Raw genomic sequence first — 21,544 nt, forward strand, 5'->3', positions numbered from 1 at the left:
TTCTACAGTTAAAGGAAATACCTAATGGCAATCTCGGAATTACAAGTACAAACAGCTTTAAAAGCCGCAATCGATCCTAATACACATAAGGATTTTGTTACCAGCAAAAGCATACGCAATATCCAGATCAGCGGCGATGATGTGTCGCTGGAAGTGATGCTGGGCTACCCTGCGCAAAGTCAGGCCGCCATTATTCAGCAGATTGTAACTGCTGCGCTGAAGACTATCTCCGGCATCGGCCGCATTGAAGTAAAGGTCAATTTCAAGATCGTGTCGCATAGCGTGCAGCGCGGCGTGAAGCTGATTCCGAATGTGAAAAACATCATTGCTGTTGCTTCTGGCAAAGGCGGCGTGGGTAAATCCACTACCGCCGTGAATCTGGCGCTGGCGCTGGCTGCAGAAGGCGCCAAAGTCGGCATGCTGGACGCGGATATCTATGGCCCGTCACAGCCGACCATGCTGGGTGTGCAGGGTCGTCCGGAATCACGTGACGGCAAGAGCCTGGAGCCGATGGAAGCGCACGGACTGCAGATCATGTCGATCGGCTTCCTCATCGATGCGGAAACGCCGATGGTGTGGCGCGGCCCGATGGTCACGCAGGCGCTGGAGCAATTGCTCAACGATACGCGCTGGCGCGATCTGGATTATCTGGTGGTGGATTTACCGCCGGGTACCGGCGACATTCAGCTTACCCTGGCGCAACGTGTGCCGGTGACCGGTGCGGTGATTGTGACCACGCCGCAGGACATCGCGCTGATCGACGCGCGCAAAGGCTTCAAAATGTTCGAGAAGGTGGGTATTCCTATCCTCGGTATTGTCGAGAACATGAGTATTCATATCTGCAGCAAGTGCGGTAATGAAGAGCACATTTTCGGTGAAGGTGGTGGCGGTAAAATGGCCAGTGATTACGATGTCGAATTCCTCGGCGCGTTGCCGCTGGATATCCGCATTCGCCAGGAAGCCGATGCTGGCGCACCTACCGTAGTGACTGCGCCGGATAGCCGTATTTCCGAGATTTACAAACAGATCGCCCGTCGTGTTGCCGTCAAAGTCGCCGAGCAGGCGCAAGACCATAGCAATGCTTTCCCTAAAATCGTGATTCAGAATACCTAAACATGAGCATTAAAGCCGATAAGTGGATACGTAAAATGGCGGAGCAACACGGTATGATCGAGCCGTTTGAGCCGGGTCAGGTACGTGAAGTCAATGGCAACAAGATCGTGTCTTACGGCACATCAAGCTATGGCTACGATATACGTTGCGCCAACGAATTCAAGTTGTTCACCAACATCAATTCCACGATCGTTGATCCGAAGAACTTTGATCCCAATTCGTTTGTGGACGTGACTGGCGATTCCTGCATCATTCCGCCTAACTCGTTCGCGCTGGCGCGCACCGTCGAATATTTCCGTATTCCGCGTAATGTGCTGACGATCTGTCTGGGTAAATCCACTTATGCGCGCTGCGGCATCATCGTGAATGTCACGCCGTTTGAGCCGGAGTGGGAAGGCTATGTCACGCTGGAATTTTCCAATACCACGCCGTTGCCTGCGAAAATTTATGCCAACGAAGGCGTCGCGCAAGTGCTGTTCTTCGAAAGTGACGAGGTATGCGAAACCTCGTATCGCGATCGCGGCGGTAAATATCAGGGCCAGAGTGGTGTCACATTACCTTCTATGTAGCTTGGTATGATGTAAGTAATGACGAAGCCGCCAAGACAACAATGTCATCAAGTTTGTCTTGGCGGTTTGTATTTTTTCAGGATGTTGTCCATGCCGCCCAAAAGTCGGCGTTGAGGAGTATGCAATGAAATTCCGTTTTCCTATCGTAGTGATTGATGAGGATTACCGTTCTGACAATGCCAGCGGGCTGGGTATTCGTGCCCTCGCCAAAGCGCTGGAGGATGAAGGCAGCGAAGTGCTGGGTGTTACCAGTTACGGCGATCTGTCCAGTTTCGCGCAGCAGCAGAGTCGCGCTTCGGCCTTCATTCTGTCGATAGATGATGAGGAATTTTCGTCACCGGTTGCCGCCGATCAGGCGGTGGCGCAATTACGCAGCTTCGTCGAAGAAATCCGCTTCCGCAACAGCGAGATCCCGATTTTCCTGTATGGCGAGACACGTACCTCGCGGCATATTCCCAATGATGTGCTGAAAGAGTTGCACGGCTTCATCCACATGTTCGAGGATACCCCAGAGTTTGTTGCTCGCCACATTCTGCGCGAGACCAAGACCTATCTGGATTCACTGGCGCCACCGTTCTTCCGTGCGCTGACCCATTACGCTTCGGACGGCTCCTATTCCTGGCACTGCCCCGGTCACTCCGGCGGTGTCGCATTCCTGAAAAGCCCGGTCGGGCAGATGTTCCACCAGTTTTTCGGTGAAAACATGCTGCGTGCCGACGTCTGTAATGCAGTGGAAGAGCTGGGTCAGTTGCTTGACCATACTGGGCCAGTAGCGGCTTCCGAGCGCAATGCGGCGCGTATTTTTGGTGCAGATCATCTGTTCTTCGTTACCAACGGTACATCGACTTCCAATAAAATCGTGTGGCACTCTACCGTGGCGCCAGATGATATCGTGGTGGTCGACCGCAACTGTCACAAATCGATATTGCACGCGATTATCATGACCGGCGCGATACCGGTATTCCTGACCCCGACCCGTAACCACTACGGCATTATCGGGCCGATTTCGCTGGACGAGTTCAAGCCGGAAAATATCCAGAAAAAGATCGACGCCAATCCGTTTGCGCGCGGTGTCAAAACCAAACCGCGGGTGCTGACTATCACTCAGAGCACCTATGACGGCGTGCTGTATAACGTCGAAACTATCAAGGAGTTGCTCGACGGTCAGATCGATACCTTGCATTTCGACGAGGCCTGGCTGCCGCACGCAACGTTCCATGATTTCTATCAGGGTATGCATGCTATCGGCCGTGATCGTCCGCACTGCAAGGAATCCATGCTGTTTTCCACGCAATCCACCCACAAGATGCTGGCGGGCCTGTCACAGGCGTCGCAAATTCTGGTGCAGGATTCAGAGACGCGCAAGCTCGACCGCGATGTCTTCAACGAAGCCTTCCTGATGCACACCTCCACCAGCCCGCAATATGCCATTATCGCCTCGTGCGACGTGGCTGCCGCGATGATGGAGCCGCCTGGTGGTACTGCTCTGGTGGCAGAATCGATCATGGAAGCACTGGATTTCCGCCGAGCCATGCGCAAGGTGGATGCAGAGTTCGGCGATTCGTGGTGGTTCAAAGTGTGGGGTCCGGATCATCTGGCAGAAGAGGGTATAGGCGAGCGTGACGACTGGGTGTTGCGCGCCAACGAGCGCTGGCACGGTTTCGGCGATCTGGCACACGGTTTCAACATGCTCGATCCGATCAAGTCCACCATCATCACCCCGGGGCTGGATGTGGATGGCGACTTTGCCGACAGTGGTATGCCGGCAGCCATTGTCACCAAATATCTGGCTGAACACGGCGTGATCGTGGAGAAAACCGGGCTGTATTCGTTCTTCATCATGTTCACCATCGGCATCACCAAGGGCCGCTGGAATACCATGCTCACCGCATTGCAGCAGTTCAAGGACGAATACGACCGCAACCAGCCGTTATGGCGGGTATTGCCGGAGTTTGTGATCAAATACCCACGCTATGAGCGCATGGGGCTGAAAGATCTGTGTGACGCGATTCATGGCATCTACAAAGCCAATGACATTGCCCGCCTCACTACCGAGATGTATCTGTCCAACATGGAGCCGGCGATGAAGCCGACCGATGCGTTCGCCAAAATGGCGCACCGCGAGATTGACCGCGTGGAAATTGACAAGCTGGAAGGTCGTATCACCAGCGTGCTGTTAACCCCATATCCGCCGGGTATCCCGTTGCTGATCCCGGGCGAGCGTTTCAATGCCACCATCGTGCGTTACCTCAAATTTGCTCGCGATTTCAATGAGCGCTTCCCCGGCTTTGAGACTGATATTCACGGTTTGGTGAAAGGCGAAGTGGACGGCAAAGCGGTTTATTATGTGGACTGCGTGCGCTAACTGGCTGGCGCAGGAGAGAGGATAAAGATATGAACGCAGTAAAACTTGTCGCAATCGTGCTGATTGCTGCAGGCACTCTGGGCCTGGCTTATGGCAGTTTCAGTTATACCAAAAATACCGACGCAGTTAAATTAGGCCCGGTTGAGTTTACGCTCAAGGAAAAAGAGACAGTAGACATTCCGGTCTGGGCGAGTATTGGTGCCATCGTGGCAGGCGCAGGTTTGCTGCTGTTTGCAGGTAAGAAAAATTAACCGCTGGTGCTGCGGGAATAGCACAGTGCTGCTGGGATGAAAATGTTACGGAAATTATTAGCCATTGCGGGCGTAGACTTTACCCCGATAAGCCATGCTGAGCGCTGGATTTCAATCAGCGGTGCGTTTGTCGGGATATTTTTTGTCTACTTATGTTCGAGTTATTTTTTGCATGGACAGAACGTGCCGCTGGTCGTCGCCTCGATGGGGGCATCCGCGGTGCTGTTGTTCGCCGTGCCGCACGGGGCGTTGTCGCAGCCCTGGGCGCTGGTCGGTGGTCAACTGATTTCAGCATTGATTGGCGTAACGTGCAATGAACTGATTCCGCAGGCGCTGATTGCCGTGCCGCTGGCAGTCGCACTGGCGGTGGGGGCGATGCATTATTTGCGCTGCATACATCCTCCCGGCGGGGCAACTGCACTGGTTGCAGCCATGGGTGGTGCAGATATGCATGCACTTGGTTACGGCTTTGTGCTGGAGCCGGTCTTGCTGAATGTGGTGATTATCCTGATCGTTGCAGTGGTGTTCAGCTGGATGATCCCGTGGCGGCGTTATCCGGCGTACCTGTCCGAGGATAAAGTCGAGACGCCGAGTGAAGTGATAACCGCATATCCCGCCATTTCACATGAAGATTTTCTTTATGCACTAAAGCAGATCGATTCGTTCATCGACGTCAACGAGCATGACCTGATGCGGATTTATCAGCTGGCGACCAAGCATCATACGCTGGGCGCCGAGCTGGCATCCACGTCCCGTAAAAAAACACGGCTGTTCATAAGCACTTAATCGCGGGCAACTGTGCTGGCCTTGCTGCGCGGCAGCATTGCCAGGCTCACGCCACCGATCACCAATATCCCGCCGATGATTTGCACCAGCGTAGGCATGGTGCCCATGATGGCGGCCGTCAGCATTGCAAATACCGGTACCAGATTAAGGAATAAAGCCGTGCGTCCCGCACCCAGATGGGCGATGCCGGTATTCCAGAACAGGTAGGCAAGCACGGTGCCAGCCGTGACCATGATGGCCAGTGCTATGGCGGCATGTACGCCGGGCATGGTCAGCTGTTCGCCACTGCTGATGGCCACTATCAGTAATAACATCGCGCCGGCCGACATCACCAGCGTGGTGTTGGTGAGTGCCGGCAGTTTCGGCATCGCGCTGCGGCTTAGCACGTTGTAAGCGGCCCATGCAACATTGGCGCCGAGCATGAGCAGGTCGCCGCGCACATCTTGTAAATGAGCCAGTTTGCTCATGTCGCCGCCGGTGACCACTACGAATACGCCTGATAATGCCAGTGGCAGCGACAACAGCAGGCGTCCGCCAGGGCGCTCGCCCAGCGTCACGGCAGCAAGCAAGGTGGTCATTAACGGGTTGGTCGCCATGATCAGTGCCGCATTGCCTGCCGAAGTGGTTTGCAAGGCATAGAAAAACAGCAGATTAAAACCGCCAATGCCAATCGCGCCAATCAGCAGGTAAACACCGGCATGGCGCCGTGCTGGCGCAATGAGGCTTTCACCGCGCCAGCTGACGAAGGTGATCATGATAAGCGCGCCCAGTGTAAAACGCAGTGCTGCGGCCCATAACGGCGCAACGTCATGTAGTATCGGCCCGGCCAGCGCGAAATTCGCCCCCCAGAACACGGTTGCAACGATAACAAGCAGATATACCGAGTTGGTCTTCATGGCATGGGTTTAAGAAAGTCTTGTGATTGACGGAGTCTAATTGACAGAAGTAGTCTGCACAAACTAGACTTTCTAACATGAGGATTAAGAAAATCTAATGTCAAGACGATTGCCATCATTGAATGCATTGCGTGCCTTTGAAGCCGTCGCGCGGCATCTGTCATTCGCCCGCGCCGCCGAGGAGCTGCACGTTACTCCGGCGGCAGTGAGCCAACTGGTCAAGCAACTGGAAGCGCATCTGGATATGAGCCTGTTCAAGCGCGGCAAAGTGCTGGCCCTCAGCTCATCCGCCAGCGCCGCGCTGCCGTTGATTGCCGAAGCTTTCGACCGGCTGGAGCGGGCAGTGGAACAGCTGCGTATCGATAACGACAGTGGCACACTGGTGGTTTCGGCACCGCCGGCATTCGCCGCGCGCTGGCTGATTCCGCGCCTGGACGATTTTCAGACCTTGCATCCTGATATCGAGATACGCTTGCTGGCAACGCGCCGTGTCATTGATTTTGCATTGGAAGATGTCGATGTGGCGGTGCGCTTCGGCTCCGGTGTCTACCCCGGTTTGTTCAGTGAACGCCTGATGCAGGAGACCATCGTCCCGGTCGCGGCACCTTCGTTGGCAGCATCTATCCATCATCCGGCGGATTTGCTGAAATGCACGCTGCTGCAAGACGATGCCTATGAATGGGATCCGGCATTTCCGGATTGGGAAACCTGGCTGGCAACACTGAATGTGCCGGTAAAATTACCGCTGCGCATTCGCCATTTTGGCGACGTCAATCTGGTAGTGCAGGCTGCAACGGCCGGGCTGGGGGTGGCACTGGCATGGCATACGCTGGTCGTGGATGAACTGGGTAGCGGCAGGCTGATCCCGTTATTTGATACGATGTTGCCAACCGATCGCGCCTATCATCTGGTCACGCTTAATCATCGGCAATCTTTGCCTAAGGTGCGGGCATTTCGCGATTGGCTGCAGGCTCAGGCTGCCCGATAAATAAAAATCGGGCTGAATGAATTTATCCATGTGTATGTGGTCTGCAAGTACTAACATCGCCATATTCAAGCCGGACAAAACTGTTTATCATTGATTAGCAATGCTACGTTTGAGTCACTGACGGTCGCAGTGCTCCAGGCGTGCTGAAGTTAGCATAATTTCGTTTATAACCCAACCAGATTCAGGATCGCCCCATGCTCGATTGCATCAAACAATGTCCTATTCCTGAAAATGAAGTACAACGACTGCAAGCTGTGCGTTCTTACGATATTCTTGATACGCCGCCAGAGGTGGATTTTGATACGTTAACGCGGGTTGCAGCGCATGCATTCAATGTGCCCGCAGCGGTGATCGGGTTAATGGATGCTGATCGACTCTGGTTCAAGTCGGAAATCGGGCTGGGGACGCAGCAGCTCGACCGTCAGATTGCGTTTTGCGCGCACGCCGTGATGCGGCCGGAAGAACCGCTGGTGGTGGAAGATTTGCAGCAGGATCCGCGGTTTCTGGGAAACCCGCTGGTTACCCAGCTCCCACATCTGCGCTTTTACGCCGGAGCGCCTCTGATCGACCGCCATGGTTATGCGCTGGGAACCATTGCCGTAGTGGACACCCAGCCACGTACATTCAGTGAATCCCAGCGTGCATTGTTACGCGATCTGTCTACGTTGGCGATTACTGCGCTGGAAAACCGCCAGCGGGCAAATCGGCTCAGCCATCTGGCCATGACGGATCATCTGACCGGCCTTGCAAACAGGGTGCAATTCGAGCGAACACTGAACTCCGAGTTGGCGCATGCCCGACGTACGGGTGAGCCTTTTACCGTGTTTTACATGGATTTGGACGGTTTTAAAGACATCAATGATACGTTCGGTCATTTCTCCGGGGATGAAGTGCTATGTGAAGTCGCAGCGCGTATGACGCAACAGATACGTACTGAAGATCTGCTGGTGCGCTTGGGCGGTGATGAGTTCGGTATCTTCATGCGGCAAAGCGCGGGTGCGTCAGCCGAATCTTTAGTAAAACGCATTATGGAAGTCGTATCGGCGCCTATCATGCTTGCCACGGGGGACAAGGTCAGTATCGGTATTTCGATTGGCTTTGCGACGTACTCAGACGCTACCGACTCTATCGCTACCCTACTAGCACAGGCTGATCAGGCGCTGTACGCGATTAAGCGCAAGGGCTGACAGCGCCTTCACCGAGGTTAGCGAGAGCGTGCTATTTTAAACGCATCCAGTCAAGGGTTATTGACTGGATGCGTTGTTGTCGTGCCCTATTTTTTACCACCCAGCAATGAACCTAATACCCCGCGGATAATGCTGCGTCCGACTTCCGAGCCGATCGCGCGTGCCGCACTCTTGGTCAGCGCTTCCAGCGCGTTTTCACGCCGCCGTGTGGCGCCGGGCTGATTGTTGTTGCCGAATATGCCACCCAGCCAGCCGCCAGTGGATTCAGGCTGTGTCTGTGTATCTGTTAGTATGGTAGTTGTGCTGGCAACGGCGCGCTGTTTGAGTTTCTCGTAGGCAGATTCGCGGTCGACTTCCTGTTCGTAATGACCGACCAGTAGTGACTGGCTGATAATGTCTTTGCGCTGTTCCGGGCTGATCGGGCCGATTTGTGCGGTAGGCGGCAGGATCAGTGCGCGCTCGACGATACCGGGGCGGCCTTTTTCGTCCAGGCATGACACCAGTGCTTCGCCTACGCCGAGCTCAGTGATGACAGCGGCTTCGTCCAGCGCCGGATTGTCGCGCATGGTTTCGGCAGCGGCCTTGACTGCTTTCTGGTCGCGCGGGCTGAAGGCGCGCAGGGCGTGCTGGATACGGTTACCAAGTTGGGACAGTACCTTGTCGGGTACGTCGGCCGGGTTCTGGGTGACGAAGTACACGCCAACTGCTTTGGAGCGAATCAGACGCACCACCTGTTCGATTTTGTCCACGAGTGCGGTAGGCGCATCGTTAAACAGCAAGTGGGCTTCGTCAAAGAAAAATACCAGTTTGGGTTTGTCCATGTCGCCTGCTTCCGGCAGATTTTCGTACAGCTCGGATAACAGCCACAGCAGCAGGGTGGCATAGACCTTGGGCGCTTGCATCAGGTCATCGGCAGCGAGGATGTTGATCATGCCGCGCCCCTGAGCGTCGGTCTGGATCAGGTCATCAATGTTGAGCATGGGCTCGCCGAAGATATTTTCTCCGCCTTCGCTTTCCAGTGCCAGCAGTCCGCGCTGAATCGCACCGATACTGGCCGTGGAGACATTGCCGTATTCCGTGGTGAAGTCTTTGGCGTTATCGCCGACGTATTGCAACATCGCGCGCAAATCCTTGAGGTCGAGCAGCAGCATGCCGTTATCATCGGCGATTTTGAATACCATGTTCAGTACGCCAGCCTGAGTATCATTCAGATTGAGCATGCGCCCCAGCAGCAGTGGCCCCATGTCGGAAATGGTGGCGCGCATCGGGTGGCCTTGTTTGCCGAAGGCATCCCAGAACGTGACCGGGTAAGCGCTGTATGCGAAATCGGTCAATGCCAGCTGAGTGACGCGCGCTGCGACTTTGGGGTTGTTGCCACCCGCCACGGCCAGGCCGGACAGATCGCCTTTGATATCGGACATGAACACAGGCACGCCGATACGCGAAAATTGCTCGGCGAGTACTTGTAGGGACACAGTCTTGCCGGTGCCGGTAGCGCCGGTAATCAGGCCATGGCGGTTAGCCATTTGCGGTAACAGGTAAATAGGGTGTTGTGCTTGCGCGAGATAGATAGGGTTGGTCATATTAGTGAGTGATTAAATCAACAGTGACTTACGGAAGTGTAAGTTTACAATCTTTTTCGGCACTGTGTTCAGCTTGACGATATACCTTACGCGCGAGTATCATACCTGATAGATTTAGTCGGGTATTTAATTTTCAGGAGTATTAAAAATGAGTGTGCAAGATACCATTCGCGAACAGGTTACAGGCCATAAAGTCGTGCTTTACATGAAAGGCACACCGCAGTTTCCGCAGTGTGGTTTTTCGGCCAACGCAGTACAGATTCTGAAATCATCGGGCGTGACCGATTTGTTCACCGTGAATGTGCTGGCAGAGCCTGAAATTCGTCAGGGCATCAAGGAATTTGCCAACTGGCCTACCATTCCTCAGCTTTATATCAACGGTGAATTCGTTGGTGGTTCTGACATCATGAAAGAAATGTTTCAGAGCGGCGAATTGCAAAAGATTATTGCTGCGTGATGTAGGCTCCGTAGTTTGCTGGATTGCGTAAGCAAGCCCTTGCCAGTGTGACTGGTGAGGGCTTTTTTGTGACCGGTTTGTGTGAACTATACGGTCAGGCGGCGGGTGTTCAGCAAGGACTGTTGTCGAGACAAAACAGATATTCAGAAGACCTGTGAAAGCCGTGAAGTCCAGATACCTTACTTAACCTTTCAGGGGTTTAACGCCGCCTCGACGTCCCATGCCATATCCAACCCGGTACACATCAGGCAAATTGATTCGCTTATCCTTTAATTGCTCGACAAGCCCCAGTGCAAGCAAATCGATCAAGATGCCATCTTCTCCATTGTCTATATGCACAGGAGGAAGTCGGACAGATGCATCCTGAATGCCATTTCGAAGCGATGTCACGATATTATTCTTCAGCCATTCGGATCGAATATCTTCAAATGGACAAGGCACTGAAATACCTCTTAGCGGTTCAAATAGCTTGCTTATCCAGGGGTAATCCTCTTGGAGCTCACGTACCCTAATTGCTGATGCTTCTTGAACTCCGCGCTTAATACTCTCGTAATGAAGAACGTACTCCTGTTCATTTCGAACTTTATCCTCAGCCGCAAACCTGAGTGCAGCAAGAAAACTACGCGGGCTAACTTCACCGCTAGCATCGCCAAGATGACTTGGTAGCCATGAGTAAGGAAAGCCTCGCCGTTTATCTTTACCCATCCATGGACCTGAGATCGCGTGGAATAATTTTTTCTGGAGTTCTTCATCGCTTCTAATAACTTCAGGTACTCTCCAAATATTTCCTATCTGCTCCCATTGAATAGTCGGCGATACCATACGAGCCCCTTCTCTAAAGGGTTCACCAAATTCAACATTATTCGCTAAGTATTGCCAAAGCAGTCCGTATAGCTCACGACGCGGCCAATCGAGATTAACCTTCTGATTCATGACCTTTGATGCATCTGGAAAAGCAGCAACAGATGGGTCGTCCAATTGATCAGGACGCGCAAAAACTTTAAGGCGAATACGTCGAAATGAGCGCGTATCTAACACCACTTGCAACAATCCTTTTATGAGCTTATTCATTGTTAGCCAATCATCGGCGGTACGATCAAGTGCATCAAACAGCACGATGTGGAACTGTTTCTGTTCGTCTAACTGCATATCAGCTTTGTACCAAAGCTGATCAGCGGATTCAGGGTGATTTACAACCCAGTCAATACGATCCTTCCAACTGGTTATACCCCGGAATTCATCTGGGGCCTGATCACCAATAACCTGCCGAAAAACCACCGCTTGCCAAATACGACGAGGCTCATATCCTGCTGTAATCAAAGAAATTAACGTATCTTTGCTTGGATACTCATTACCACCCGATGCAGGGGAAAAGCCAACTGATACACGTGTGTCTGCATCCAACCCAACCTGCACTCCCAACAAAGCCCGTAAATCACGGTTCTGGAGCGACTGAAACCAAAAGCTCTTACCCGATCCTCGCATACCTTGAATCAGTGTATTGTTTGGGTGTAGCGCCTTGGCATGCGTGCTGGGTAAATAGACATGCCCTGCTTGCGGCGTTTCACCATGTTGAGAAGTTTCCTCAGGTAATGCGGCAACAATCCCTGCACGAAGAGTTTGTGGGAATTTATATTCACTATTCATGTTTAGTCTTGTCCTGCAGATGCTAATAGACGATCCGCTTGTTCAAAGAATATACCTAGAGCTTCCGCTGCCGTTTTAGTATCTATGCCGCCTACATTTGGGTTAAATTCTTGCAGCGCTCTATGCCAGAAAATCGGCACAGGTGCGTGTGGTGCAGTTTCATCGTCAAGGTCAAAAGAGAATGCATCGCTATCGTCAGGGCCAGCAGAATCATAAAGGTGATCCCTGAATAAATCCCAAGCATGCTCCCGGAAGCTCTTCAGATAGTCATCCCTGTTTGTCTCTGGCACCATGCTTGCAATGATTTGCAAGCGAGACCGAAATGCCCGCACACGAGGGTGATTGTGCCAATGTTTGAAAAGCAGCGAATAACCGTCCCATGTTTGAGGAGTATTGATGGCAAACAAAAGTGTATCCGCATCCATACGTGTCGCTAATACGGCAGCAATATCATGTAAACCCGCGCGACTATCTAGAATGACCACATCGGGGTTCACCAAACTTTCCATGCGTTCGACTAGTCTTTGCAGACGCTCCGCCCATGAAATGGGTGCATTGCCACTGAATTCGGCGTAGCAGCGAGAGAGCTTTGGCAGATATTCACCTGTTTTACTGCCATAAGCAGAAATAACATAGATCTCGCCTGCTAACCCTTGATCTAATGGGCTTTTACCCAGAATTTCTCCCTCAATAACATCAGCTTGGCCGACTCCATCCTCAACAAACCAGTCGACGATGCCGAAATCTGGTAAATGGGAGGTCGGTAGTAAAGAACTGCTTGCGCCAGGTGATTCGAGATCAAGATCAAATACCAAAACTTTCTTACCTTGCTCGGCGAGATGCCAAGCCCAATTTACTAGTGCGGTGGAGCGCCCAACGCCTCCCTTAATTCCGTAAAAAGTCACGCGTGGGTTGGTTGTGGTGCGATTCAGAGCATTACGCATCCAGTCTTGACCAATTATTTGGCGATCAAGCAAATAAATGTTTAAACCATTTAGACTAGGCAACAATCGCCGATCATCGAAGATAGTATCTCTTTCACTCAATTCATCAGCAAACACGACTGAACGGCCAGAGCCAAATCCATATACCCCCAGACTTGTTGAGATCTTCGCCTCAAACATTTTAAGATTATCTACATTTTCCGGCTTGGACTTCAATACAACCCGAATTCGTCCGCGTAAATCACGAACCAAAGTAAATTCGTCAGCCAATGACGTACCAAATTCACGCACGACCACGAGTGCAAGATCTAATGCATCACCAAATAGAATGTTTTCTGATTGCCTCATCTCACACCACTCCATCCACAATCGCTTGAGCTAGACATCCATATGCTAGTTCTGCTGCATTTCTATGATCAGTAACAACTTGAGCATCCACAACGGTAGTATTTTCATACCTGTCCTTAACATTCCAATTAATAAAAGGATTTGTAGTACCCAAGGCTGCTGCATAGCGCGCCTGACCTTTACCGTTCGCGAAGGTAATAAACTCATCCCAAAGCACATTTACATGCCCATGTCTCCGGTCCATTGGCTTGCCATTTGTCATTAACATACCAAGAGGAAGCATAATAGCCTTTAACGCACATTCAGCTGACAAACCAAACAGCTGGTCTGCATTCGGTAATCGATCTTGAGAAAACAGCTGGTTCGCATCATCCCAATGACGTTGCGCAGCATCATAATAATCTGGCATTAGAACTTATCCTTATCTTTGCCGGTGCTTTCTTGAATTTGGCCTCTGGCCCAGCGTACAGATTTTCCAAGCCTTGAGCATTGGCGGTAATTTGCATTTCAATGTACAAGCTAATGTTAACAGCTTTACCCTCTATAAAGTAAGGTGTTACTCATTCGAAAATCGTACCTGAACTTACAAATTCATTCCTGAAAATCTTCGATCCTTGAATATCTCCTTATAGCACATCTGAGATATGTAGGCTGGTTGTCTGATGAGGTCTTCTTAAAACCATACTACCCCGTAACGCTTGACCGTTACGGGGTAGTATGGGGTGAAAATATAGATTTAATGGCTTATGCTGAAGAGCGGGATTTTTTATTTTTCGTTGATGCGCCCGGCAATGTGTGCCAACGCTTCTTCCACCTGATCGATCAGTATCAGGCATACATCCCCCGGCTGCACTTGTGACAGTGCATGGTCAATGGCATTGAATTCGCCATTGATTTCGCTAACCTGCTGGGCGCGGCTGGCATTGGTGAGGCCCTGGCGCAATAACGCCAGTACTTCGCCGTCAGCTCGTCCACGCTGGCATTGATCCTGATAGAGGATGACATTGTCGAAGGCGGCACCGAGGATTTCGGTTTGCTGGCGGATGTCTTCGTCGCGACGGTCGCCGGCGCCGCTGATGACGACGTGGCGGCGTTGCGCGGGAATCTGGTCGATGGCGGCTACCAGTGCCAGGATGGCATCGGGGTTGTGACCGTAATCGGCGATCAGTGTGGCACCGCGATAATCAAATACGTTGAAGCGTCCCGGCGCAGTCTGCGCGTCATTGATAAAGTCGTTTAAACCCAGGCGGATGATGTTCCAGTCTAGCCCCAGGCCCCATGCTGCGCCGATGGCACCCATGGCATTTTCGATCTGAAAGCCGATGCTGCCATTGCGAGTGAGCGGGATGTCTGCCAATGCGATGCGTTGTTCAAATTCACCTTCGCGGGCGACGATGTGCTGATCGTCGGTAAACAGGACGCGCAGGCCGCGTGCGCAGTGGGTGGAGATAACCGGGTTTTGCCGGTCCTGCGCGAAAAAGGTAACGTTGCCCGGGCAGGCGCTGGCCATTTTGACTACAACCGGGTCGGCAGCATTGAGCACAGCGACGCCGCCCGGGGCGAGGTTCTCGACGATGACGCGTTTGACTACGGCCAGTTCTTCGGTGGTGTTGATGAAATTCAGGCCCAGATGATCGCCGATGCCGATATTGGTGACGATAGCCACATTGCAGCGGTCGAAGGCGAGGCCTTCGCGTAATACGCCGCCGCGAGCGGTTTCCAGTACGGCTGCATCGACTTCGGGGTGGAATAATACATTGCGCGCGCTTTTCGGGCCGCTGCAGTCACCGGTGTCGATGCGCTGTTTTTCGATATAGACGCCATCCGAATTGGTCATGCCGACGCGCAGGCCGCTGTGGGTGAGCAGGTGTGCGGTGAGGCGTACGGTGGTGGTTTTGCCATTGGTACCGGCTACTGCCACCACGGGAATGCGTCCGTCTTCACCGTCAGCGAACATCATGTTGATCACCGCAGCACCGACATCGCGCGGTTTGCCGAATGATGGCGCCAGGTGCATGCGCAGGCCGGGGGCGGCGTTGACTTCGACTATGCCGCCGCCTTGTTCTTCCAGCGGTTGGTGTACGCTGTTGCACAGCACATCCACGCCGCAAATATCCAGCCCTATCATTTGTGCAGCATCAATCGCACGGGCTGCCAGTTCCGGGTGCACATCGTCGGTGACGTCGGTGGCAGAGCCACCGGTACTCAGGTTGGCGTTGTTGCGCAGGGTAACGCGCGCGCCAATTTCGGGGATGCTGTCGGCGGTATAACCTTGCGTGCTCAGGGTCGCGAGCGCAATTTCGTCGAGGCGGATTTTGCTCAATGCAGTGGCATGCCCGTCACCGCGACGACTGTCGCTGTTAACGATGTCCACCAGTTGGCGAATGCTGTGCTCGCCGTCGCCAAATACGTGCGGCGGGTCGCGGCGTGCGGCGGCAACAAGCGTTTTGCCCACAACCAGCAAGCGGAAATCATGGCCGGTGATGTAGCGTTCGACGATCACCGGCGTGCTGATTTTGGCAGCAGCGTGGTAAGCCGCAATGACTTGTTCGCGGGTTTCCAGGTTGACCGCAACACCCTTGCCCTGATTGCCAAACTGCGGCTTGACCGCGACTGCGCAGCCGATTTCACGTGCGGCTGTCCACGCATCTTCCGCATTGGTGACCGGGCGGCCGAACGGTACCGGTACGCCGGCGGCATTGAGCAGTTTTTTGGTCAGGTCTTTATCCTGAGCGATGGCTTCAGCGACTGCGCTGGTGGTGTCGGTTTCGGCGGCAAGGATACGGCGCTGTTTGCTGCCCCAGCCGAATTGCACCATGCTGCCGGCAGTCAGACGCCGGTAAGGGATGCCGCGTTTGATGGCGGCTTCGACGATAGAGCCGGTGCTAGGACCCAGACGGATGTCTTCATCGAGATTGCGTAATTCATTGAGAGCATGCTGGGCATCGAACGGGGTGTCATTGGCAGCGGCGAGGCAGAGTGCAAGGGCGTAATCCAGCGCTGCGCGGCCGACGGCTTCTTCACTGTATTCGATCACGACCTGATATACGCCAGGCTCTACGGTTTGCGTGGTACGGCTGAATGTGACCGGGCAACCTGCGTGTGCCTGCAATTCCAGCGCGACCAGTTCCAGTGCGTGTGCCATGGGGATATGGGCGTCGCTACCTATGGGTTGCAGTGCGCCAATTTCCGGGAAACGTGCGCGTAGCCGGGTTTCAAATTCAGGCAGACGGGCAAGGTCCGATTCCAGCGTGACGCAACGTACGATTGCCTCGATTGCCGTGTGCCGGCTCCAGAGGTTAGGGCCACGTAGGGCGCGAATGCGTGAGACTTCCATGGGTTGATCCTGTTTTTATCTAGCTTTGGTTATCAGTAAAAGCCTGCAAGCCGGCACGAATCAAATCGAAGTCCAGACCCAGTGCCCAGGCGGCAGCAATGCCGGCCAGTAACTGATGCGTAGCCATGGCCATCGGCGGCAATTGCGCGAGGGAAATGAGCTGTGTGGTGCTTGCGCCATGTGCAAGTATGATTTCCTCGTTGTCAACGATGACGGCACGGCCTTGTTTGGCGCGGTGCTCGGCAATGACGGGGAGGCTGGCGTCGGTGGCAAAATACAGCACTTCGCCATCGCACAAATCATGCATTGCGACCAGTTGCGGGTCGGCGGCATTGAGCACGGCTGCGCCATTAGGTAACACGACGTCGACCAAGGTACGGTAGACGTTATAGCGCTTTTCATCCGTGGATATCGCATATTCGGCGAGGTCTTCGTTGGCGTCTATACCGCTGAGCACAGCAATCTGGCAACGGTCGAATGCTAGGCCTTCACTTAACAGCTCGCGGCCGCTGGTTTCGATGACGGCGGTTTCCACGGTAGGGTTGAGCAGGAGTTTGTGCGCGGCGGCCCAATTGGCGCGATTACCGGTTTCCACCTGACGCCGGTTGACGAACATGCCATTGCGGCAGGCGAGGCCGACGCGCTGGTTGTTCAGGCATACCAGATGGGCAATCAGTCTGGCGATGGCCGTGGTGTCGGTACTGCCCGATACGGCAACAATAGGGATGCGGCCGCTAGCATCTGCCGGGAACAGGTGTTCGACGATGGCTTGCCCGACCGGGCGCGGCTGACCTTCAGCCGGCTTGAGGTGCATGAGCAGGCCGGGGCCGGCATTGACTTCAACAATGGCGCCGCGCTGTTCGAGCACCGGGCGGGAAATGTCTTCGACCACCAGATCAATACCGGCGATATCCAGCCCGACGATCTTGGCGGCCAAAGCGACCATGGCGGCAGTGCTGGGGTGAACAATGTCGGTTACGTCAAATGCCACGTTGCCGATGCGCTGGATGACAATGTGGGTGCCGGCAGCGGGAACGGATTCGGCGGTGTAACCTTGGCGAGCCAGTTCCAGGGTGGCGGCAGAGTCAATGCGGATAGGGTTGAGCGGGTGATCCTCGGTATTGCCGCGGCGTGGATCGGCATTGAGCTGCACAGTGACCAGATGTTCGATGGTAGAGCGACCGTCGCCGACTACGCTGGCGATCTCGCCACGGGCAGCGGCGACCAGCTTGCCGCCGATGACCAGCAGGCGATGCTCCTGGCCCGGCACAAAGCGTTCAACGATTACGCCGCTTTCTTCTTCCAGGGCTACCTGATAGGCAGCTTCAACTTCTTCACGCGTGGTCAGGTTGGTGAATACGGCACGGCCATGATTGCCGCTGCATGGTTTGACCACGACCGGCACGCCGATGTCTTCGGCAGCTTCCCACGCGGCGGCAGGGCTTTCCACATCATAGCCTTCAGGGATAGGAATGCCGCAATCCTTGAGCAATTGTTTGGTGAGCGATTTGTCGCGGGAGATGGTTTCGGCGATGGCGCTGGTGTGTTCGGTCTCTGCTGTCCAGATGCGGCGTTGTGCTGCACCGTAGCCCAGTTGTACCAGATTGCCCGCATTCAGACGGATAGAGGGGATATCGCGGTCATCTGCGGCATCGACGATGCTGCGGGTGCTGGGGCCCAGTAGTCTGGATTCCGCCAGGTCGCTCAGGTCTTCGATGGCGGCGGCTACGTCAAACGGACGATCATCCATTGCCGCCAGGATCAGTGTGCGGGCATGGTGCAGGCTGGCGAGGGTGACATCTTCGTGCCAGGCTCGTACTACCACTTTATAGACGCCGCGGGTGTCCATTTCCCGTGCTTTGCCAAAGCCGCCAGGCATGCCGGCGAGATTTTGCAGTTCCAGCGTGACGTGTTCGAGAATGTGCGCCGGCCAGGTGCCATCGCGCAAGCGCTGAATAAAACCACCGCGTTCACCGATGCTGCAACGATGCTCGATCAGGCTGGGTAGCCAGGCAATCAGTCTGTCGGTGAAGCCGGGAATAGTATTGGAGGGCGACTCTTCCAGTTCGCCTATATCTACCCAGACTTCCAGGACTGGACGGTAGGTCCAGATATTAGGGCCCTGCAATGACATGATGCGGAGAAACTTCATGTCGCGTTTTGTGTTATTCATTGGCGGCTCAGTAGTGTGATTCTATTGATATTGTAATAGGATTACAGATTGCTTTCAGCAAAATGAAAGCAAAGTGCTGTACTGTTATATAACGCACAAGTAGAATTTACGTTTACTTGTGTCTGCAAATTATTCTAAGTGCCCCATAATTCGAATCCTCTTATTGCCATTCCCGTTGACCTCCCCGAAATCTGGCGGGATACGTTAACGCCTCAACTCCTGCCTGGTGAACACGTGCTGGCAAGCATGCCGCTGGACCTGGATGCGAATCTGCACTTTGTGGCGGGTATTCTGGTCGTGACCAATCAGCGTCTGTTAGCCAAATCGCATGCCGAATCGGACTGGCAGAGCTGGGATTACCGTGTTGGCATGATTCTACATCGTCGTGACCATGCGGGTGTCGGGAGTCTGGATCTGGATGATGACCATGGTCGTGTGGTGAGCTGGCATTATACCTTGGCGCATAATAATGCCGCCCAGCGCCTGATTGCACAATTTGATGTGCAAATGGCAGCGACCATGAGCGGGCAGGAGGCGGTGCAGCATCATCTGGCGGTGTGCGTGAAATGCCACGCACCTTTGCCTGAAGGCGAAGAAGAGTGTCCGCTGTGCGAGCAAGCCACGCAATCCGCACCGTCAACCTGGGCGTTGCTGCGCTTGTGGCGTTTCGCGCAACCGTATAATGGCTTGCTGCTGCTTGGTTTTCTGTTGACGCTGGGGGCTACTGCAGCCACGCTGGTACCGCCGTATCTGACCATGCCGTTAATGGACAATATTCTGATTCCTTATCAGAACGGCAAGCCGATTGATCAGGGGCTGGTCGCATTGTATCTGTCTGGGTTGCTGGCTTCGGCGCTGTTTGCATGGGGGCTGGGCTGGGGGCGCACCTATCTGTTAGCGCGCGTCAGTGAGCGCATCTGCATGGATTTGCGGCTGACCACCTATGAGCACATGCACAAGCTGTCACTGGCATTTTATGGCGGCAAGCGTACCGGTGATCTGATTGCGCGGGTCGGTAGCGAGACCGATCGTATTTCCATCTTCTTGTCGCTGCATCTGCTTGAATTTGCCACCGACGTTCTGGTGATCGTGATGACGGCGGCGATACTGATCTCCATCAATCCATGGCTGGCGCTGGTCACACTGGTGCCGTTGCCGTTCATCGTGTGGATGATCCATGTGGTGCGCGACAAGCTGCGTTTCGGTTTTGAAAAAGCCGATCGCATCTGGGCAGAGATCAGTAATGTTCTGACTGATACCATCCCCGGTATTCGCGTGGTCAAGGCGTTTGCTCAGGAGCAGCGTGAGATCGCACGTTTTCGCGATGCCAATGAGCGTAATCTGGCGATCAATGACAAGGTCAACGCGGTGTGGTCGCTGTTTACCCCGACGGTCACGCTGCTGACGGAAGTCGGGTTGCTGATAGTGTGGGCGTTCGGTATCTGGCAAGTGGCGCATGATCAGATTACTGTCGGTGTGCTCACTGCATTTCTGGCCTATATCAGCCGGTTTTATGCGCGTCTGGATTCCATGAGCCGAATTGTTTCGGTGACGCAAAAAGCGGCCGCCGGCGCCAAGCGGATCTTTGATATTCTTGATCATGTTTCCAGTGTGCCGGAACCTGTGCAGCCGCAGCATCTGCCTGCGGTACGCGGTGAAATCACCCTGCACCAGATCGGCTTCCGTTACGGCAATCGCGGCGTTATCCGCGGTATGGATCTGACCATTGCGCCAGGGGAGATGATCGGTCTGGTCGGGCATAGTGGTTCCGGCAAGAGCACGCTGGTAAATCTGATCTGCCGTTTTTACGACGTGACTGAGGGCGCTATTTTGATCGATGGCGTCGATATTCGCGCGTTACCGGTCTCGGAATACCGGCGCAATATCGGACTGGTGTTGCAGGAGCCGTTCCTGTTTTTCGGCACCATTGCCGAAAATATCGCTTACGGTAAACCCGATGCCAGCCGTGAAGAAATCGTGGCGGCAGCACGTGCAGCGCATGCGCATGACTTTATTCTGCGCTTGCCGCAGGGCTATGATTCGCTGGTGGGAGAGCGCGGCCAGGCCTTATCCGGTGGCGAGCGCCAGCGTATTTCCATTGCGCGGGCGCTACTGATTAACCCGCGCATCCTGATTCTGGATGAGGCGACGTCTTCGGTGGATACCGAAACCGAACGTGAAATTCAGGGAGCGCTGGAAAATCTGGTGCGCGGGCGTACCACGATAGCCGTGGCGCACCGCTTGAGCACCTTGCGCCATGCCGACCGGCTGGTGGTGCTGGATCGCGGCAAGATCATCGAGGTCGGCAAGCATGAGGAATTGCTGGCGCGTAACGGTGCTTACACGCAGCTGTACGAAGCGCAGGCACGGCAAGTGGATAGTGAGGGTGAAGATGATAGCGTTACAGCTTAGCCGCAATGCCTACGGGCAGTTGTGCTATACCGATGCCGATGGCGTAGTGCATGAACAAGTCACACCGGTGCGTGCGTTTCCCATGAGTGCGCCGGAAGCAGGGGTGAGTCTGGTGAATATGCGCGGCCATGAGCTGGTGTGGGTGTCTCACCTCAATGAACTGGACGCCGCATCGCGTGTCATGGTGGATACGGCGCTGGCCAGTCGTGAATTCATGCCGGAGATTCGCAGTATCCGTCATGTTTCCAGCTATGCCACGCCCAGCGTGTGGCAAGTCAGCACTGACCGGGGTGATACCGAATTTACCCTGAAAGGCGAGGAGGATATTCGCCGTTTATCCATCTCGCGACTGCTGATTGCCGATAGTAATGGCGTACAGTTTTTGATAGAAGACATCCAGCAGTTGGATAAAGCCAGCCGCAGGCGGCTGGACCGGTTCCTGTAGCGTAAAGATGCGACAGAAGTCAAATGCTGCAAGCCCTGGTAGC

At 54.1% G+C, this 21,544-nt stretch carries 17 protein-coding genes; 10 read left to right on the plus strand and 7 right to left on the minus strand.

Annotated features, from left to right (window positions below):
- The first annotated feature begins 24 nt into the window (after positions 1-24).
- The 5 genes from apbC to EJE49_RS10185 all read left to right on the plus strand — a co-directional run bounded on the left by apbC (position 25) and on the right by EJE49_RS10185 (position 5,084).
- Complete coding sequence (gene apbC / locus EJE49_RS10165) at positions 25-1,113, plus strand: iron-sulfur cluster carrier protein ApbC (protein ID WP_124950444.1); 1,089 nt, start codon at positions 25-27, stop codon at positions 1,111-1,113.
- A 2-nt stretch (positions 1,114-1,115) separates the two neighbouring features.
- Positions 1,116-1,682 carry a dCTP deaminase gene (gene dcd, locus EJE49_RS10170; RefSeq protein ID WP_124950446.1) on the plus strand — a complete coding sequence of 189 codons (567 nt, stop codon included), beginning with the start codon at positions 1,116-1,118 and terminating at the stop codon, positions 1,680-1,682.
- A 124-nt stretch (positions 1,683-1,806) separates the two neighbouring features.
- The gene (locus tag EJE49_RS10175) at positions 1,807-4,047 is read left to right on the plus strand and encodes an arginine/lysine/ornithine decarboxylase (protein ID WP_124950448.1); all 2,241 of its coding nucleotides are present in this window, start codon (positions 1,807-1,809) and stop codon (positions 4,045-4,047) included.
- 29 nt (positions 4,048-4,076) lie between these two features.
- Positions 4,077-4,298 (plus strand): hypothetical protein, encoded by a 222-nt coding sequence (locus tag EJE49_RS10180; protein ID WP_124950450.1) that lies wholly within the window; start codon positions 4,077-4,079, stop codon positions 4,296-4,298.
- A 42-nt stretch (positions 4,299-4,340) separates the two neighbouring features.
- Positions 4,341-5,084 (plus strand): HPP family protein, encoded by a 744-nt coding sequence (locus tag EJE49_RS10185; RefSeq protein WP_223246914.1) that lies wholly within the window; start codon positions 4,341-4,343, stop codon positions 5,082-5,084.
- On the opposite strand, the gene EJE49_RS10190 is transcribed toward EJE49_RS10185, so the two are convergent.
- The gene (locus EJE49_RS10190) at positions 5,081-5,980 is read right to left on the minus strand and encodes a DMT family transporter (protein ID WP_124950454.1); all 900 of its coding nucleotides are present in this window, start codon (positions 5,978-5,980) and stop codon (positions 5,081-5,083) included. The two genes, EJE49_RS10185 and EJE49_RS10190, sit on opposite strands and share 4 nt — an antisense overlap.
- 97 nt (positions 5,981-6,077) lie before the next feature.
- Here EJE49_RS10190 and gcvA point away from each other — a divergent pair, with 97 nt between their 5' ends.
- Both gcvA and EJE49_RS10200 read left to right on the plus strand, forming a co-directional pair.
- Positions 6,078-6,968, plus strand: a complete 891-nt coding sequence (gene gcvA / locus EJE49_RS10195) for a transcriptional regulator GcvA (RefSeq protein ID WP_124950456.1) — start codon at positions 6,078-6,080, stop codon at positions 6,966-6,968.
- 194 nt (positions 6,969-7,162) lie between these two features.
- Complete coding sequence (locus EJE49_RS10200; protein ID WP_124950458.1) at positions 7,163-8,155, plus strand: sensor domain-containing diguanylate cyclase; 993 nt, start codon at positions 7,163-7,165, stop codon at positions 8,153-8,155.
- A gap of 86 nt (positions 8,156-8,241) precedes the next feature.
- Here the strand turns inward: EJE49_RS10200 and EJE49_RS10205 are convergent, their stop codons facing one another.
- Positions 8,242-9,738, minus strand: coding sequence for a helicase HerA-like domain-containing protein (locus EJE49_RS10205; protein ID WP_124950460.1), 1,497 nt, complete (start codon positions 9,736-9,738; stop codon positions 8,242-8,244).
- Between the two features lie 148 nt (positions 9,739-9,886).
- Between EJE49_RS10205 and grxD the strand changes: the two genes are divergently transcribed.
- Entirely contained in the window at positions 9,887-10,195 is a 309-nt protein-coding gene (grxD, locus tag EJE49_RS10210; protein WP_124950462.1) for a Grx4 family monothiol glutaredoxin, read from the plus strand.
- Between the two features lie 183 nt (positions 10,196-10,378).
- Here the strand turns inward: grxD and EJE49_RS10215 are convergent, their stop codons facing one another.
- The 5 genes from EJE49_RS10215 to EJE49_RS10235 all read right to left on the minus strand — a co-directional run bounded on the left by EJE49_RS10215 (position 10,379) and on the right by EJE49_RS10235 (position 18,644).
- A complete protein-coding gene (locus tag EJE49_RS10215) occupies positions 10,379-11,842 on the minus strand; it encodes a hypothetical protein (protein ID WP_124950464.1) in 1,464 nt (487 codons plus the stop codon).
- A gap of 2 nt (positions 11,843-11,844) precedes the next feature.
- On the minus strand, positions 11,845-13,134 hold the full coding sequence (locus tag EJE49_RS10220; RefSeq protein ID WP_189941831.1) for a ParA family protein: 1,290 nt from the start codon (positions 13,132-13,134) through the stop codon (positions 11,845-11,847).
- A 1-nt stretch (position 13,135) separates the two neighbouring features.
- Positions 13,136-13,543 carry an SAM-dependent methyltransferase gene (locus EJE49_RS10225; protein WP_124950468.1) on the minus strand — a complete coding sequence of 136 codons (408 nt, stop codon included), beginning with the start codon at positions 13,541-13,543 and terminating at the stop codon, positions 13,136-13,138.
- A gap of 357 nt (positions 13,544-13,900) precedes the next feature.
- Positions 13,901-16,471 (minus strand): cyanophycin synthetase, encoded by a 2,571-nt coding sequence (cphA, locus tag EJE49_RS10230; RefSeq protein WP_124950470.1) that lies wholly within the window; start codon positions 16,469-16,471, stop codon positions 13,901-13,903.
- 19 nt (positions 16,472-16,490) lie between these two features.
- Entirely contained in the window at positions 16,491-18,644 is a 2,154-nt protein-coding gene (locus tag EJE49_RS10235; RefSeq protein ID WP_124950472.1) for a cyanophycin synthetase, read from the minus strand.
- 138 nt (positions 18,645-18,782) lie between these two features.
- Between EJE49_RS10235 and EJE49_RS10240 the strand changes: the two genes are divergently transcribed.
- Positions 18,783-21,056, plus strand: a complete 2,274-nt coding sequence (locus EJE49_RS10240; RefSeq protein WP_223246915.1) for a cyanophycin metabolism-associated ABC transporter — start codon at positions 18,783-18,785, stop codon at positions 21,054-21,056.
- The gene (locus EJE49_RS10245) at positions 21,037-21,501 is read left to right on the plus strand and encodes a cyanophycin metabolism-associated DUF1854 family protein (protein WP_124950474.1); all 465 of its coding nucleotides are present in this window, start codon (positions 21,037-21,039) and stop codon (positions 21,499-21,501) included. Before EJE49_RS10240 ends, EJE49_RS10245 begins: the two co-directional genes overlap by 20 nt.
- Positions 21,502-21,544: the final 43 nt, after the last annotated feature.

Source organism: Sulfuriferula thiophila (assembly GCF_003864975.1).
GTDB classification, from domain to species: Bacteria; Pseudomonadota; Gammaproteobacteria; order Burkholderiales; family Sulfuriferulaceae; genus Sulfuriferula; species Sulfuriferula thiophila.

Excerpts from the sequence above, each read along its gene's own strand:
- gcvA (WP_124950456.1), top strand. The coding sequence starts at position 6,078 with ATGTCAAGACGATTGCCATCATTGAATGCATTGCGTGCCTTTGAAGCC.
- EJE49_RS10185 (WP_223246914.1), top strand. The coding sequence starts at position 4,341 with ATGTTACGGAAATTATTAGCCATTGCGGGCGTAGACTTTACCCCGATA.
- EJE49_RS10205 (WP_124950460.1), bottom strand. The coding sequence starts at position 9,738 with ATGACCAACCCTATCTATCTCGCGCAAGCACAACACCCTATTTACCTG.
- apbC (WP_124950444.1), top strand. The coding sequence starts at position 25 with ATGGCAATCTCGGAATTACAAGTACAAACAGCTTTAAAAGCCGCAATC.
- EJE49_RS10190 (WP_124950454.1), bottom strand. The coding sequence starts at position 5,980 with ATGAAGACCAACTCGGTATATCTGCTTGTTATCGTTGCAACCGTGTTC.
- EJE49_RS10180 (WP_124950450.1), top strand. The coding sequence starts at position 4,077 with ATGAACGCAGTAAAACTTGTCGCAATCGTGCTGATTGCTGCAGGCACT.
- EJE49_RS10200 (WP_124950458.1), top strand. The coding sequence starts at position 7,163 with ATGCTCGATTGCATCAAACAATGTCCTATTCCTGAAAATGAAGTACAA.
- cphA (WP_124950470.1), bottom strand. The coding sequence starts at position 16,471 with ATGGAAGTCTCACGCATTCGCGCCCTACGTGGCCCTAACCTCTGGAGC.
- EJE49_RS10245 (WP_124950474.1), top strand. The coding sequence starts at position 21,037 with ATGATAGCGTTACAGCTTAGCCGCAATGCCTACGGGCAGTTGTGCTAT.
- grxD (WP_124950462.1), top strand. The coding sequence starts at position 9,887 with ATGAGTGTGCAAGATACCATTCGCGAACAGGTTACAGGCCATAAAGTC.
- EJE49_RS10220 (WP_189941831.1), bottom strand. The coding sequence starts at position 13,134 with ATGAGGCAATCAGAAAACATTCTATTTGGTGATGCATTAGATCTTGCA.
- EJE49_RS10175 (WP_124950448.1), top strand. The coding sequence starts at position 1,807 with ATGAAATTCCGTTTTCCTATCGTAGTGATTGATGAGGATTACCGTTCT.
- EJE49_RS10215 (WP_124950464.1), bottom strand. The coding sequence starts at position 11,842 with ATGAATAGTGAATATAAATTCCCACAAACTCTTCGTGCAGGGATTGTT.
- EJE49_RS10225 (WP_124950468.1), bottom strand. The coding sequence starts at position 13,543 with ATGCCAGATTATTATGATGCTGCGCAACGTCATTGGGATGATGCGAAC.
- EJE49_RS10235 (WP_124950472.1), bottom strand. The coding sequence starts at position 18,644 with ATGAATAACACAAAACGCGACATGAAGTTTCTCCGCATCATGTCATTG.
- dcd (WP_124950446.1), top strand. The coding sequence starts at position 1,116 with ATGAGCATTAAAGCCGATAAGTGGATACGTAAAATGGCGGAGCAACAC.